Source organism: Buchnera aphidicola (Cavariella theobaldi), from assembly GCF_964059165.1.
Classification (GTDB): Bacteria; Pseudomonadota; Gammaproteobacteria; order Enterobacterales; family Enterobacteriaceae; genus Buchnera; species Buchnera aphidicola_BO.
Genome location: NZ_OZ060413.1, coordinates 290,953 through 307,615 on the forward strand (window position 1 = coordinate 290,953; position 16,663 = coordinate 307,615).

Genomic DNA, 16,663 nt, shown 5'->3' on the forward strand with positions numbered 1-16,663 from the left:
CTGATAATATTTATTATTAATATGATTTTAATAATATTTAAAAAATAAATTAATATTATTAAAAACATAAAAATTATTGTTAGTTATTTTTAAATTTTTTTAATAAATCTTTTATCCATGTAATTCGAAGAAAATTATTATTTAAATTTTTTATAAATTTTAATTTAGTTGTACTTATTATTTTCCAAACATGTTGTTCTTCTTGTAATAATTGTAATAAGTATTTTATATTAATGTCATTTTTTGTATCAAATTCTATAAATCCTTCATGATCATTAGATTTAATACGATTAATTCCTAATTGCTCTGCTAGTAAACGAATTTCAGAAATTAATAATAAATTTTTCGTTTCATCAGGGATCTTCCCGTATCTATCATGCAACTCATATTCTACTTTTTTGACTTCTTCTATATTACTAGTACTGGCAATTTTTTTATAAAAATATAATCTTGTATTTACATCGGCAATATAATTTTTTGGTAATAAAACAGGTACAGATAAATCTATTTCTGGTTGTTTTTTTATCAATTCATTCAATGAAAGACAATCACCATGTTGTATAGATTTAACAGTTTTTTTTAATATTTTAATATATAAATTAAATCCTATACTATTTATATGGCCACTTTGCTCTTTTCCCAATAGTTCACCAACACCTCTGATTTCTAAATCTTGATTAGCTAAAGAAAAACCCGCACCAAAATCATCAATAGATAAAAATGCTTCTAGTCTTTTTTTCGCGTCTTCTGTAATTTTTTTAAAATTATGAACAAGGAGCCATGCATATGCTTGATAATTTGATCTACCTACACGACCGCGCAATTGATGTAATTGTGATAACCCAAAATGATCGGCATTTTCAATAATAATAGTATTTGCACTAGGTATATCAATACCGCTTTCAATGATTGTTGTACATACTAATACATTAAATTTTTTTTGATAAAAATTATTGATAATTTTTTTTAGCTCAATATTGTTCATTTTTCCATGACCAATTTGAATATCTGCTTCTGGAATTAAACAAGATAATTTTTTAGCTATATTATTAATGTTTTTTACTTTATTATATATATAATAAACTTGTCCACCTCTTAATATTTCACGCAGGATTGTCTCGCGAATTAATTGAGAATTATACTCCTGAACAAAAGTTTTAATAGATAATCTATGAGATGGAGGATTAGCTATAATTGATAAATCCTTTATACCAGTCATTGCCATATTTAATGTGCGTGGTATTGGGGTAGCAGTTAGGGTTAATATATCAATATTAGAATAGGATTGCTGAATAATTTCTTTATGCCGCACACCAAATTTATGTTCTTCATCTATAATTAACAATCCGAGATTATACCAATTAATATTTTTTAATAAAATTTTATGAGTGCCAATTAATATGTGAATATTACCTTTCTGAGTATTATCTAAAATAATATTTTGTTTTTTTTGTGTACAAAATCTAGATAACATATTAATTTGAAAAGACCAGTTAGAGAAGCGTTTTTTAAAACTATCAAAATGTTGTTGTGCCAATAAAGTAGTTGGTACTAAAATAGCCACTTGTTTATTATTAGATACAGCTATAAATGCCGCTCTCATAGCTACTTCTGTTTTTCCAAAACCCACATCTCCACAAATTACGCGATCCATAGGAGTTGAGCTATGCATATCATTTAAGACTGATGTAATCACTTTTTTTTGATCTAATGTTAATTCAAATGGAAAATCTTTACAAAAAATTTTGTATTCTTCTGTATTTTTTTGAAAAGAAAAACCTGTTTTAGATGCTCTATGAGCATAAATATCTAATAATTTTACTGCATGATCATATAATATATGATGAATTTTCTTTTTTTCCTTGATCCAATTGGACCCACCTAATTTATGTAGTGGAATATTTTCTTGAGAAATACCTGTATATGGTGAAATAAGGTGAAAATATGAAATAGGTACATATAGCTTGTCTTCTTCTGCATATTTAATAACCACATACTCAGATTTAATGTTAGCAATTTCTATAGTTTTTAAACCTTGATATCTTCCAATACCATGTTCAAGATGTACAATAGGATGATTAAATTTTAGTTCAGACAATTGGTTATTTATAAAAATATTTTTCTTTTTTTCTATAATTGGTACGATTTGTTGATCTATCAATATTGGTAGTAAATATTTTTCACATATAAATAAAATATTTCTTTTTTTATTTATAAAGCTTCTATTAATATGACTAATAGTATAAAAATAATTATTTAAACAATGTATATCGGTAATTTTTTTGATATGTTCAGGATTAATATTATGTTCTTGAAGAAATTTTAAAAATATATTTAAATATTTTTTGTTTTCTAGAAAAAAGATAATTTTACCTGAAAATATGTGAAAAAAGGATATAAGATAATTAATTTTTTGTTGTTTATTTAATTTATTTGATACAATAGGTAATTTTTGTATATTTAAATTAATAGCATTATTGTTTTCTACCACTTTACCTACTTTAATTTCAATAGAAGAATATTGTTTTAAAAAAAACAATAATTCTTTTTTAGTTATCCATAAATTTTGAGGCGTTATTAATGGAGTTCGGTTAAGAGAAGAAATCAAGCGATGTCGCTCTTTTATTTTTTTCCAAAAATTGTTTACATATTCTTCTAATGTATCTTCATAAATCACTAAAGTATTTTTAGATAAATAATGAAATAAAGTAATTAATTTTTTTTGAAAAAAAAATGGTTGCCAATATTCAATACCAGGTATAAGTTTACGATTATGAGATTGATAAATATCTTCTTCTTTAATATCGATTTTAAAATTTTTTTTCCAATTTTTACAGAATGTTTGTATGCCATTCTTATGGATGGGAAATTCATTTTTAGGCATAATGATGATTGAATGTATATCACTAAAAGTAAGCTGATTAAATATGTTAAAATGATGTAAACGAGAAATATAATTATGTAATACATGAATGCGACACGGATGAATGTTACCCATTGGATAAATATCTATTAATGATAAATTATAACTAAATTCACCAGGATGAATAACTTCATTAACTTTTTCGTATCCTATCTCATATAATTTACGTATCAGCGTATGAAAATTTATTTTATCATTTTTATTAATATAAATAGATTCTTCAATAAGATATTGATATGAACAGACTTTTTGCAGTAAAGTTGGCAATGAAACAATTAATAATCCTTTTTTAATATTTTTTAAATTATATAAAATTGAAAGCCGTGAAGAAATAATTTTACAATGAGGTGAAAAACAATCAAAAGGTAAAGTTTCCCAATCTTTAAAATGCATAATCTTTAAATTTGTTAATTCCTTGATTGTTTTTTTGATTTCATCTGTTTTTTTAATATCAGAAGAAATAAAAATAACTAGTTCCGAATATTGTTCTATAATAAGAGAACATTCAATAAGGCCTGAAAAACCAATTGCATTAGCTAATATATATTTTTTTTTTGTATTTTCTTTAAAGTTATATTCTATTTTTTTCATCATATGTATCAATTGTTTATATAAATAGATTATATAAATATTTAATAAAAATTTTTATATATTCATTATTTATGTTTTTTGTGTTTAAATGGTATAATAAATAATTATTTATACAATATGCAAAATTTATAATCTATTAAATTAATTGTATTATAAAAGTTTATTTGATTTATTTTTTTTAATAAATTGTGTTAATATATATTAAATTGATTGCATTTATATAATAATTACGTTTAATATATAAAAATATAAAAATTTTTTATATTTATTTTGATACATATAAAGTTTAAATATATTAAAGATAAACAAAATGTATCAACCCATATCATTTTTTATTGGTTTACGTTATTTGTGGAATAAACATCTTCCAACATTTAAAAAAATAATTACTATATTATCGATATTATGTATTAGTATTAGCGTGTCCGCTCTGATTATCATGATATCTATGATGAATGGATTTAAAGAGGAATTTAAAAAAAATATTCTATATTTTACTCCACATATAATTGTTACTAATAAAGATAGACATGTTAATAGATTTATGTTTCCTAAACAATTATTAAATGTTAAAGAAATCATAAAATTTTCCGACTTTATCTCTGATGAAGTTATCATACACACTCATAATAATATAATCATAGGAGCTATCCTTGGTATTAATGCTACCAATTATACTGATATATATAGATACAGCATCCAAGATGTTTTATGCAAACTAAAATCAGGATATAATAACGTAATTATCGGAAAAAAATTAGCCGAAAAATTACATGTAAAATTAGGTGATCATATTAAATTAATTGTCTCACCTTCTAAAAATATTCAATTTCCGAAAAATTTTTTAAAAGAGCACATTTTTAAAATTAATGATATTTTTTGTACTAATAATGAAGTAGATTATTATCAAATATTAATTAATCAAGACGATGCTGCAAATTTATTAAATTATCCCAGAAATCATATTACTGGCTGGAGATTGTGGTTTAAAAATCCTCTGTCTATCAATAGACATGAGATAAAAAAATTTACACAAAAATTTACATTATTAGATTGGAAAATACAAAAAAATACATTATTTCAAGCAATAAAAATTGAAACATATATTATAACGGTACTTCTATGTTTAATTGTATTAGTAGTGATTTGTAACATTGTTATAACTATAATGCTATGTGTAACAGAAAAACAAAAATCTATTGCAATTTTAAAAGCACATGGATTAAAAAACTGGAAAATAATACTAATATTTTTTATTTTAAGTTCCAGCATAACCATCATAGGAGTAGTATTAGGGATTGTTACTAGTATCTGTTTAATTATGCAAAAAAATTTTTTAATGTCTTTTTTAAAAGTATTTTCCAATCATAATGAAATATCAATTATTATTGATTTATCACAAATATTTTTTATTACTAATGCTATTTTATTTTTAACAATATTATTAAATATACTTCCTTCTTGGACTATCATTAAATTGCAACCAGTAAAAATTTTATATAAAAATGAATAATTCTATTTTATTACAATGTATAAACTTATATAAATCCTACCAAGATGGAGATATATTACAGTCTGTTCTAAAAAATATATCATTTGTTATAAAAAAAAAGATATAATAGCTATTATTGGAAAATCTGGTTCTGGAAAAAGTACATTATTACACTTATTGGGAGGATTAGATACTCCCACATCTGGAAAAATATTTTTTAATAATGTATCGCTATGCTCAATGTCATCAAATGCTTTATCAGAATTAAGAAATAAAAAAATTGGTTTTATATATCAATTTCATCATTTACTATTAGATTTTAACATTCTTGAAAATGTTTCTATGCCTTTGTTAATAAATAGTACAAATGCAAAAAAAGCCTATGAAAAATCATATGAAATGTTAAAGATGGTAAATTTAGAAAAAAAAATAAAAAAATATCCATCTGAATTATCAGGAGGGGAAAGGCAGAGAGTTGCGATTGCACGCGCTTTCATTAATGTTCCACCCTTAATTATTGCCGATGAACCAACTGGTAATTTAGACAAATGCAATAGAGATATGATATTGGATTTGATATTAAAATTTAATAAGAATCATAATACTGCCTTTTTAATTGTAACTCACGATATTACATTAGCTAAAAAATTACCAATTCTACTAAAAATCAACAATGGGAAGCTTATACATCATGGACAGTAAAAAACAAGACAATATTAATGAATTATTTGCCTTTCATACTTTCACAACGCTTTTATCGTCCTAAAAAAATAAACTTTTCAACAAAATTAATAACTATTATTTCACAAATAGGAATATCAACAAGTATTTTTGCATTACTAATAAGTTTAAGTGCATTAAATGGTTTTCAAGTTTTATTAAACAAAAATATTTTATCTACTCTACCACACGGTGTGATTTTGTTGAAAAATCCATCTCCATTAAAATGGACTATAATAAAAAAAAAAATAGAAAGTGTACCAGGAATTTCCTATGTAACACGTCATATCACGTTTAATGGATTATTAAAAAAAAATAAAATTATTAAATTAGTTCAGATTAAGAGTTTCAGTGGTAAAAAAGATTTAAAAAAATATTTTTCTCATAAAAACAATCAAAATTATTTTAATGTAAAAAAAAATAATAAATATGATGTTTTTATTTCTTCTTCTCTAGCAAAAATTTTACGCGTTAAAGAAAATGATTGGATTAATTTAATTATATTCAATCAAGAAAATCATTTTGTTCAATCCAGTTTCGTCAATTTTCCTATAAAAATTAAATCTATTTTTACGTCTCAAGAAGTATTATCTGATAACGTGATTTTAATGCCTTTAAACTTTTTTACTAATCTCTCAAGTATTAATAAAACTTTTGCTGAGATTGAAATTCATATGTCTCACCCTTTTCAAGCGGATAGTATTATACTTGATGCAGCAAAAAGGATAAAAGAACCAGTTGCTATTTATACATGGATGAAAACTTATAAAGATTTTTATCACGATATTCAAAAAATTAAAATAACCATATATTGTGCAATATCAATAGTTATTATTATTTCATGTTTAAGTACAGTATCAATTTCTTTTATATCCATCTTAAAAAAAACTAAAGAAATTGCCATTTTAAGAAGTATGGGTGCTAATAATTCTCTTATTCAATTAATTTTTTTATGCTATGGATTAAGATTTGTTGTATCAGGAATTTTTTTTGGTTTGCTTATTGGCATAATTACAATTTTAAATTTTGAAAACATAATATTTTTTTTAAAAATATTTTTTAAAAATACCATTTTTTTAAATGATCTTCACCTGACAGATTACTTATTATTAAAATTACATGTATTAGATGTCATAACAATATTAATTGTAACAATAATAATAGGTATTTTGACTAATATTTATCCATCTTATTATGCTACTACTATCAATCCAAGTAAAGTTCTCAAAGAGAATTAACACAAATATTTATAAATACTATGTTAAAAATATGGTGAAAAAATGACTATTAAAGTAGGAATAAACGGATTTGGTCGTATTGGACGCGTATTATTTAGACTTGCACAAACACGTAAAGATATTGAAATTGTTGCTATTAATGATTTATTAAATACTGAATATATTGCTTATATGTTGAAATATGATTCAACACATGGTAATTTTCAAAATAACATTGCAATACACCAAGATTATTTAATTGTAAACGGAAAAAATATTAGAATTACCTCTCATAAAGATCCAGAAAAAATTTTGTGGAGCGACGTTGCAGTTGATGTAGTTATAGAATCTACTGGACTTTTTTTAACTAAAGAATTAGCGCATAAACACATTAAAGCAGGATCAAAAAAAGTAATTATTACCGGTCCTTCAAAAGATAATATTCCAATGTTTGTAAAAGGTGCTAATTTTGATAAATATCAAGGAGAAAGCATTGTATCCAATGCATCCTGCACTACTAATTGTTTAGCTCCTTTAGCTAAAATAATAGATAAAAAATTTAATATTATTGAAGGATTAATGACTACAGTACATGCCAGTACTGCTACTCAAAATGTTGTAGACGGAGTTTCTTGTAAAGATTGGCGCGGAGGTAGAGGAGCATTACAAAATATTATTCCATCTTCTACTGGAGCTGCGAATGCTGTAGGAAAAATTTTACCTAATCTTAATGGAAAGCTAACCGGTATAGCATTTAGAGTGCCAGTGTCTAATGTATCTGTTGTAGATTTAACTGTTCGCTGTAAAACAACAGTATCATATCAAGAAATTTGTCAAGAAATAAAACGATCTTCAGAGAAGGAAATGAAAGGTATTATAGGATATACAGAAGATGAGGTTGTATCCACAGATTTTAACGGACAAGAATTAACTTCTATATTTGATGCAAAAGCCGGTTTATCATTAAATAAAAATTTTTTTAAATTAATTGCTTGGTATGACAATGAAACAGGTTACTCCAGCAAAGTTTTAGATTTAGCTAAATTAATAAATACGTATAAAATATAAATATTCATTATATAACCTTTAAAGTTATTGAATAATAAATACATATAAAACGATATTGGTTCATGATAAAGCAGTATTAAGTTAGACTTAATACTGCTTTTATTATCAGTAAAATTATATAATTTTTATAACAATAAAAATAAAAAAATTTTTTAAAAAAATTTTATAAAATTAAAATAAAATATGTAATTAACATTATTAATTTCTTTCAATATATAATATATTTACCTTGAAAAAGTCATCATATAAATTCATTTTATGATATTTTTTAAATCAAAAAAAGGTGCAATTTTTCTAAGCCATATTTTAATTCTTTGATCAGTTTTTTCTGGTTGACGATCTTCGTCTAAAATTAATCCTACAAAGTAATCTTTGTTTAATAATGCTTTAGAAGATTCGAAAGTATATTCTTGTGTAGACCATCTTCCTACTATATTTCCTTGGTTTTTTTGTATAATGTTATATATGATACCTAAAGCATCGCAAAAATATTCATTATAATCTTCTTGATCACCACAACCAAATAAAGCAATAGTTTTATTTAAAAAATTTATTTTTTTTAATATAGGTAAAAAATCCTCCCAATCACATTGTACTTCACCATAATACCATGTGGGTATACCAAATATTAAATAATTAAAATTTTCAATATCTTTTTTAGATGCTTTACTAATATCGTATATTTGAGAAATATTTACACCAATTTTTTTATAAATAATATTTGCTATTTTTTCTGTATTACCTGTATCACTTCCAAAAAAAATACCTATTTTTTTCATTTTATTGTTCTCATATACAAGATTTTTACAGAAATATATTATATTAATAAATAATCTATAAATGCTTATGAAAATATTTTTTATATTGCTATTTAAAATATCAGATCATCAACATAATATATTAAATATACTTAAGTATGCATGATATATAATTATAAAAAATTAAATATTAAAATACTTCATAAATATTATTATCGATATTTTATTTATTGAATAAATAAATTATAACTTTATAAAAATAAATTATGATATTGAAATAAAATTATTAAATAATTTATCTTTATCAGTATTTTTATTAAAAAATTTATTATACTTATATTTTGATATAATATATAAAAGAAAATTTATGAAAAAAAATTTAATTTGGTTTAGAAATGATTTGCGTGTTCATGATAATACAGCATTATATAAAGCATGTACATTTTCTACAGAACAGATCATAGCCTTATTCATTGCCACTCCACAACAATGGTATAATCGAAATATTTCTGAAAAAAAAATATCCTTTCTTAATCAAAATTTAATATCATTAAAAAATGAATTATATAATTTAAATATTTTATTATATTATTATGAATCTACTACTTTTAAAAAATCTGTAAATGATTTAGTTGTATTTTGTCAACAACACAAAATAAATAATGTTTTTTATAATTATCAATATGACAGTGATGAACATGTAAGAGATGTAGTAGCGACAAAAAAACTTTCTGAACAAGGTGTCATAACGCATGGATTTCATGATCATATATTAGTTTCGAGTCAAGATATTTTAACTCAAAAAAACATGCCATATAAAAAATTTTTTTCTTTTAAAAAAAAAATTATTAATATTTTAAAAAAAAAAATACCTATATGTTTTCCAGTACCTAAAAAAAGAGCTCATCCATTATCTTTTCATTCCATTGATTTAAATATTAAAAACTATAAATCTAATTTTGATTTAAATCTTTTCCCTATTGGAGAAAGAAAGGCTATTATTCGATTAAAAGCATTTTTAAAAAAAAAATTGAGTGATTATGCTTTAAAAAGAAATTTTCCTATTTTAAATCATACTAGCATGTTATCTCCATATTTATCTATAGGTGTTTTATCATCGCGATATTGTTTTAAAATGATTTTTCAAATACACAAAAATATATTTAATACTATATCTACATGCTCTTGGATAAATGAAATAATGTGGAGAGAGTTTTATTATCATTTATTAATTGGTTATCCATTATTAAATCAATGTCAATCTTTAACGCCATGGGAAAAAAATATTCCCTGGAAAAATAATACAAATTACTTTCATGCTTGGAAACAAGGTCAAACAGGTTTTCCAATAATTGATGCTGGTATGCGGCAATTAAAAAAAATAGGATGGATGCATAATAGATTAAGAATGATTACATCTAGTTTTTTAGTAAAAAACTTGTTGATTGATTGGAGAAAAGGAGAAAAATATTTTATTTCTCAATTAATTGATGGAGATAAAGCTATAAACAATGGAAGCTGGCAATGGGCAGCATCTATAGGAGCTGATTCTACTCCTTATATTCGTATTTTTAATCCAATACGACAGTCAAAAATCTTTGATTCATCTGGAAGTTTTATAAAAAAATTTATTCCTGAATTAAATAATGTACCTTGTGCTTATATTCATAATCCATATGAATGGGCCAATATAAAAAATATTACATTACAATATCCTAAACCGATTGTAAATTTTAGTGATACTAAAAAAAAAGCATTATTAATTTTTAACCAAACACGGTTAAAGTATCTTGATAAGGAAAACAAAAATTAATGAAAAATTTTTTATTAGAAAAAATTATAAATGAAAAATTATCTACGAATCAATATAAAGACAATGTTCCTAATGGCCTTCAAATAGAAGGACGACCAATAATCAAAAAAATTATTACTGGAGTCACTGCTTGTCAAGCATTATTAGATCAGGCATTAAATTACAATGCAAGCGCTATAATAGTGCATCATGGTTATTTTTGGAAAAATGAATCAAAATATATACATGATATGAAAAGAAAAAGATTAAAAACAATATTATCAAATGATATTAATTTATATAGTTGGCATTTACCCTTAGATATGCATCCAGAAATAGGTAATAATGCTCAAATAGCTAAAAAACTAAATATTTGTACACAAGGTAATATTTTACCCTATGTTTTTTGGGGTTATATGAAAGATACAATTAAAGGTTATGAGCTCGCTCAAAAAATAGAAAAAAAATTTAAAAAATCTCCTATACATTTATATGAAAATGCTCCTCATGATATCAATCGTATTGCTTGGTGTAGCGGAAAAGGTCAAGGTTTTCTAAAAGATGCGTATAAATTGGGGGTAGATGCTTTTTTAACTGGAGAGATTTCAGAAGAAACTATGCATATTTCTCAAGAATTAGGTATTCATTTTTTTGCATTAGGACATCACGCCACTGAAAGAGATGGTATTATAGCTTTGGGGCAATGGTTAAAAAATAAATATTGTTTAGATGTTACATTTATTGATATTCATAATCCTGCATAAATTTAGAAAATAAGATTATTATCAATATCAAAAAAATTTATTTTGAAAAATAATGAAAATCACTTAAGAATTAAAATATTAACATGTTTTAAAACATACATGTGTTTTATATAATATTCTTTGTTAATTTTAATATTCATAATTGTATAATTGAATAAAAATGAAAAATAATACTTTTAAAAAATGGTTTCAAAATTCTTGGTTATCTGGAGAAAATCAAAATTATATAGAAGAAATGTACAAAAAATTTTTAAATAATTCCAAATCTATTGATAAAACATGGTATAATAATTTTTTATCTATATCAAAGAATATTGATATACTAGACAAAAATAACATTCAAGAAAAAAATTTATATTTTAGAAATGATTTAGAATATGATGTAAATCATATGAATGTTTCTAGCAATAACAATATTTCTGAAAAAATAAAAATTCTAATTCATACGTTTAGAAAAATAGGTTATAAACAATCTTCTTTTAATCCTCTCCAATCAAAAATATCATCAGATATTCCAAATTTAAAATTATCTTATTATAATTTTACACAGAAAGATTTAAATAAGTTAATTAATATTAATTTTAAAAAAAATAATTGTTTTCGAACGAATATTCAAGATTTGTATTCTATTCTTTTAAAAAAATATTGTGGTTCTGTTGGTTTTGAGTATATGCATTTACAAGATACCGAAGAAAAAACATGGATTACAAATTATATAGAATCATATTTTTGTGAAAAAACATTAAAAAAAATAGATAAAATAAATTTATTAACTGATATCATCCATGCAGAGTCCTTAGAAAAATATCTTGGAAAAAAATTTTCTAGCGTAAAACGATTTTCTATAGAGGGAGCTGAAACACTAATTCCTATATTAAATACCATCATAAAATGTGCACAACAAAAAGATATATCTAACATTATATTAGGCATGGCTCATAGAGGTCGGTTAAACGTTTTAGTTAATATTTTAAATAAAAGCACAAAAATATTATTTAATGAATTCTCTAGTATAAATGTATCAGAAAAGTATAGCGGTGATGTAAAATATCACATGGGAGGATTAACTATAATAAAAAACAAAAATAAAAATATTAAATTTTATTTACATTTTAATCCTTCACATTTAGAAATAATTAATCCAGTAACAATAGGCTCAGTTCGTGCATGCATAGATAATCTAAAAATATCATCTTCTAAAATTTTACCTATTAATATTCATGGAGATGCTGCTATTATTGGACAAGGTATTACCCAGGAAACATTAAATATTTCACAAACAGAAGGTTATACAGTAGGAGGTACAATTCATATAGTCATAAATAATCAAATTGGTTTTACTACTTCTAACGCTAAACATTTGCGTTCTAGTCAATATTGTACTGATATTGCTAAAATGATTGAAGCACCCATCTTTCATATCAATACTGATGATGTAGAATCATCTATTTTTGTAACACAATTAGCGACATCTTTTCGAAACAAATTTAAAAAAGATGTTTTTATAGATTTAGTATGCTATCGACGTCACGGTCATAATGAAGTGGATGAACCTTTTGTAACGCAACCCATGATGTATCAAAAAATAAAAAATCATCCGACGACTAAAGACCAATATTCTCATTTATTAATTAATGAAGGGATTATTACATCATTAAACATCGATAATATTGCTACAGAATATCAGCAAAAATTAAAACAAGAAGATTATGTTGTTTCCACAGAAAAAAAAAGACATGTTATATCTGATAATCATAATGTAAATTTTTACAATAAAAGTACCATATTATCAAAGATAAACAAAAATTTTTTAAATATTCAAAATCTAGCAATAAATATAAATACAATTCCTCATGCTATTACAATGCATCCAAGAGTAAAAAAAATTTATGAAGAAAGATTGGCAATGGCTCAAGGATTAAAATTATTTAATTGGGGCGCTGCTGAAAATTTAGCTTATGCCACTATTTTAAATGAGGGAATTTCTTGTCGGATATCTGGAGAAGACAGTAGAAGAGGTACATTTTTTCACCGACATGCTTGTATTCATGACCAAAAAAACGGTTCAATTTATATTCCACTAAAAAATATACATAAAAATCAAGGATGTTTTCAAATATGGGATTCTACACTTTCTGAAGAAGCTGTATTAGCTTTTGAATATGGATATTCTTTATTCTCATTAAATACATTAAACATTTGGGAAGCTCAATTTGGTGATTTTATTAATGGAGCTCAGATTATTATTGATCAATTTATTGCATCAAGCGAACAAAAATGGAATCAAAAATGTAATTTAGTATTATTATTACCTCATGGGTACGAAGGGCAAGGACCAGAGCACTCCTCAGCAAGAATTGAAAGATTTCTTCAATTATGTGCGGAAGATAATATGCAAATATGTATTCCTACTACATCTTCTCAAATATATCATATTTTACGTAGACAAATTGTTGAAAATATCATTAAACCTTTAATTATATTTACCCCTAAATCGCTGTTAAGAAATACAATGGCTAATTCTACATTAGACTCGATTATATATGGAAAATTTCAACATGTCATAGATGAAATAGATAATATTCATATACAAAAAGTAAATAGAATTATTTTGTGTTCTGGAAAAATATATTATGACTTAATAACAGAACGTCGTAAACAGAATATTAACGACATTGCCATATTGCGAATTGAACAACTGTATCCTTTTCCGACTGATACAATATTAAAAATACTAAAAAATTATCTTTTTGTAAAAGATTTTATTTGGTGTCAAGAAGAACCTTATAATCAAGGCGCTTGGATATATATTAAAGATAATATTAACAATGTTTTACCTAATACTCAATCATTACAATATGTTGGTCGTATGTCTTCAGCTTCTCCCGCTTCTGGATATATTTCAATTCATAAAAAACAACAAGAATATTTAATAAAACAAGCATTAAAAAGATCTTAAAAGGATAAAAAATGACAAAAAATAATATCATTGTTCCCGATCTACCAGAATCGATTACTGATGCTACTGTTATAAAATGGTATAAAAAAGAAGGAGATACAGTTATTTATGAAGAAAATTTAGTAGATATTGAAACAGATAAAGTAATGTTAGAAATTTCTTCTCCATGTGATGGGATATTAAGTAATATTATAGAAAAAGAAAGTAATATTGTTCAGTCACAGCAAATATTAGGTCAGATTATTAAATCGGAATCTCATCAAGAAATAACTAGCAATAATTTTTCATCAAAGAAAATTTTTTCTACACCAGAAAAAGATAACATAAAAGATGATGCAAATGATTTATTTAAATTTTTTTCACCATCTATTAGACGCTTGATAAAAATATATCAAAGTAATCCTGATATTATTAAATCATCTAAAAATTCAAATATTATTTTACGCAAAATAATTATTGATTATATAGATAAAAAAAATAAAAATAAAATACTAGATAAAACGCATAATATTTTTTTCAATAAAAATGATATAGATAAAAATGATATAGATAAAAATGATATAGATAAAAATGATATAGATAAAAATGATATAGATAAAAATGATATAGATAAAAATGATATAGATAAAAATGATATAGATAAAAATGATATAGATATAAAAAAACGTGTAAAAATGACTAGATTACGTCAAAGAATAGCAGAACGATTACTCCAAACTAAAAATAATACAGCCATGTTAACTACTTTTAATGAAGTTAATATGGAGCCTATTATACTATTACGAAAAAAATATAATAAAAATTTTGAACAAACATATGGTATAAGAATTGGTTTTATGTCATTTTATGTAAAAGCAGTCGTGGAAGCCTTAAAAAAATTTCCAGCAATTAATGCATCTATTGATAAAGATGATATAATTTATTATAAAAATTTTGATATTAGCATAGCGATTTCTACACCAAGAGGATTAATCACACCAGTATTAAGAAATGCTGATACTATGTCTATGTCTGATATTGAAAAAAAAATAAAAGAATTTTCTTTAAAAGGTATTCAAAATAAAATTACTATACAGGAATTAATAGGGGGTAATTTTACCATCACTAACGGTGGTGTATTTGGCTCTCTGATGTCTACACCTATTATTAACCCCCCTCAGACAGCTATATTAGGAATACATCTGATCAAAGATCGTCCGATGGCTATCGATGGAAAAATAAAAATACTCCCAATGATGTATTTAGCGCTTTCTTATGATCATCGTTTAATAGATGGAAAAGAATCTGTTAGTTTTTTATTAACTATTAAAAACATATTAGAAGATTTTACCAGTATTTTGATTCATACATAAAAATATATTAATTTCTATGAATATCTTTAAAAGTACAGTGTGACTCAATTAAGTACTGTGCTTTTATGAAAAAATTTTTTTATTTAACTCTATTGTTATAAATTTAATAAATATAAAACATATATTGCTGATATTTTAAATAATTATAGTTCTATTATAAAAAACAATATATAATTTTCTTCCGAACACTATATAGAATATAATTGAGAAAAGAATAATGAATAAAATCGTTTTAATTAGGCATGGAGAAAGTACATGGAACAAATTAAATCAATTTACTGGATGGCACGATGTTGATCTAACAGAAAATGGCGGGAGAGAAGCTAAATTAGCTGCTAAATTATTAAAAAAAGAAAATTTTTATTTTGATGAGGCTCATACTTCTGTATTAAAAAGAGCAATAAATACTTTATGGAGTATTATGAATGATTTACAACAGCCCTGGTTACCTGTAAAAAAAACATGGCGCTTAAATGAAAGACACTATGGCGCATTAGAGGGATTAAATAAACACGAAACTTTATTAAAATATGGAGAAAAAACTGTAGTAGCTTGGAGAAGAAGTTTTGATGCTATTCCACCACAAATTAAAATATCAGATATACGCTTTCCGGGTAATGATAGACGTTATTCCAATGTAGATATTAAAGATATTCCATTAGGAGAAAGTTTAGAATTAACAGTTAATAGAGTAGTTCCTTATTGGAAAAAAAATATACTACCAAATCTTAAAAAAAACAAAAAAATTATTGTAGTAGCACATGGAAATTCTTTGCGCGCATTAATACAGTATTTAAAAAAAATAGACATTAATCATATTTCAGAATTAAACATTCCTACTGCCATACCAATTATATTGGAATTTGATAAACAATGGATAGCTCAAAAATACTATTTTTTACAATAAATATTTAATGACATTCCTCTATGCATAAATATTTTATTAAAAATAAATATTATAAACATTCATAATTAAAAAAATAAAAAATTTTAATGCGAAATGTTTTATTTTTAACATTATCAAAAG

At 23.8% G+C, this 16,663-nt stretch carries 10 protein-coding genes and 1 pseudogene; 9 read left to right on the plus strand and 2 right to left on the minus strand.

Annotated elements, in window-relative coordinates; genetic code table 11:
• Positions 1 to 79: 79 nt before the first annotated feature.
• Entirely contained in the window at positions 80 to 3,517 is a 3,438-nt protein-coding gene (mfd, locus tag AB4W59_RS01275) for a transcription-repair coupling factor (protein ID WP_367673326.1), read from the minus strand.
• A gap of 307 nt (positions 3,518 to 3,824) precedes the next feature.
• Between mfd and AB4W59_RS01280 the strand changes: the two genes are divergently transcribed.
• The 4 genes and pseudogenes from AB4W59_RS01280 to gap all read left to right on the plus strand — a co-directional run bounded on the left by AB4W59_RS01280 (position 3,825) and on the right by gap (position 8,011).
• On the plus strand, positions 3,825 to 5,027 hold the full coding sequence (locus AB4W59_RS01280; RefSeq protein WP_367672851.1) for an FtsX-like permease family protein: 1,203 nt from the start codon (positions 3,825 to 3,827) through the stop codon (positions 5,025 to 5,027).
• Positions 5,020 to 5,708: pseudogene (gene lolD / locus AB4W59_RS01285) on the plus strand (lipoprotein-releasing ABC transporter ATP-binding protein LolD). The gene AB4W59_RS01280 and the pseudogene lolD overlap by 8 nt, the downstream one beginning before the upstream one ends.
• Before the next feature lie 17 nt (positions 5,709 to 5,725).
• Positions 5,726 to 6,964, plus strand: a complete 1,239-nt coding sequence (locus AB4W59_RS01290; RefSeq protein ID WP_367672853.1) for an FtsX-like permease family protein — start codon at positions 5,726 to 5,728, stop codon at positions 6,962 to 6,964.
• Positions 6,965 to 7,006: 42 nt separating this feature from the next.
• Positions 7,007 to 8,011 (plus strand): type I glyceraldehyde-3-phosphate dehydrogenase, encoded by a 1,005-nt coding sequence (gap, locus tag AB4W59_RS01295; protein WP_367672855.1) that lies wholly within the window; start codon positions 7,007 to 7,009, stop codon positions 8,009 to 8,011.
• A 251-nt stretch (positions 8,012 to 8,262) separates the two neighbouring features.
• Here gap and fldA read toward each other — a convergent pair whose 3' ends face one another.
• Positions 8,263 to 8,790, minus strand: coding sequence for a flavodoxin FldA (fldA, locus tag AB4W59_RS01300; protein WP_367672857.1), 528 nt, complete (start codon positions 8,788 to 8,790; stop codon positions 8,263 to 8,265).
• A 346-nt stretch (positions 8,791 to 9,136) separates the two neighbouring features.
• On the opposite strand from fldA, the gene phrB reads away from it, so the two are divergent.
• The 5 genes from phrB (at position 9,137) to gpmA (ending at position 16,543) form a co-directional block, all read left to right on the plus strand.
• Entirely contained in the window at positions 9,137 to 10,582 is a 1,446-nt protein-coding gene (gene phrB, locus AB4W59_RS01305) for a deoxyribodipyrimidine photo-lyase (RefSeq protein ID WP_367672859.1), read from the plus strand.
• Positions 10,582 to 11,325, plus strand: a complete 744-nt coding sequence (locus AB4W59_RS01310; protein ID WP_367672861.1) for a Nif3-like dinuclear metal center hexameric protein — start codon at positions 10,582 to 10,584, stop codon at positions 11,323 to 11,325. The genes phrB and AB4W59_RS01310 overlap by 1 nt, the downstream gene beginning before the upstream one ends.
• A gap of 160 nt (positions 11,326 to 11,485) precedes the next feature.
• The gene (locus AB4W59_RS01315) at positions 11,486 to 14,284 is read left to right on the plus strand and encodes a 2-oxoglutarate dehydrogenase E1 component (protein ID WP_367672863.1); all 2,799 of its coding nucleotides are present in this window, start codon (positions 11,486 to 11,488) and stop codon (positions 14,282 to 14,284) included.
• Between the two features lie 11 nt (positions 14,285 to 14,295).
• Complete coding sequence (sucB, locus tag AB4W59_RS01320; RefSeq protein ID WP_367672865.1) at positions 14,296 to 15,636, plus strand: dihydrolipoyllysine-residue succinyltransferase; 1,341 nt, start codon at positions 14,296 to 14,298, stop codon at positions 15,634 to 15,636.
• Between the two features lie 217 nt (positions 15,637 to 15,853).
• The gene (gene gpmA / locus AB4W59_RS01325; protein ID WP_367672867.1) at positions 15,854 to 16,543 is read left to right on the plus strand and encodes a 2,3-diphosphoglycerate-dependent phosphoglycerate mutase; all 690 of its coding nucleotides are present in this window, start codon (positions 15,854 to 15,856) and stop codon (positions 16,541 to 16,543) included.
• Positions 16,544 to 16,663 lie beyond the last annotated feature (120 nt).

Excerpts from the sequence above, each read along its gene's own strand:
- mfd (WP_367673326.1), bottom strand. The coding sequence starts at position 3,517 with ATGATGAAAAAAATAGAATATAACTTTAAAGAAAATACAAAAAAAAAA.
- AB4W59_RS01280 (WP_367672851.1), top strand. The coding sequence starts at position 3,825 with ATGTATCAACCCATATCATTTTTTATTGGTTTACGTTATTTGTGGAAT.
- AB4W59_RS01290 (WP_367672853.1), top strand. The coding sequence starts at position 5,726 with ATGAATTATTTGCCTTTCATACTTTCACAACGCTTTTATCGTCCTAAA.
- gap (WP_367672855.1), top strand. The coding sequence starts at position 7,007 with ATGACTATTAAAGTAGGAATAAACGGATTTGGTCGTATTGGACGCGTA.
- fldA (WP_367672857.1), bottom strand. The coding sequence starts at position 8,790 with ATGAAAAAAATAGGTATTTTTTTTGGAAGTGATACAGGTAATACAGAA.
- phrB (WP_367672859.1), top strand. The coding sequence starts at position 9,137 with ATGAAAAAAAATTTAATTTGGTTTAGAAATGATTTGCGTGTTCATGAT.
- AB4W59_RS01310 (WP_367672861.1), top strand. The coding sequence starts at position 10,582 with ATGAAAAATTTTTTATTAGAAAAAATTATAAATGAAAAATTATCTACG.
- AB4W59_RS01315 (WP_367672863.1), top strand. The coding sequence starts at position 11,486 with ATGAAAAATAATACTTTTAAAAAATGGTTTCAAAATTCTTGGTTATCT.
- sucB (WP_367672865.1), top strand. The coding sequence starts at position 14,296 with ATGACAAAAAATAATATCATTGTTCCCGATCTACCAGAATCGATTACT.
- gpmA (WP_367672867.1), top strand. The coding sequence starts at position 15,854 with ATGAATAAAATCGTTTTAATTAGGCATGGAGAAAGTACATGGAACAAA.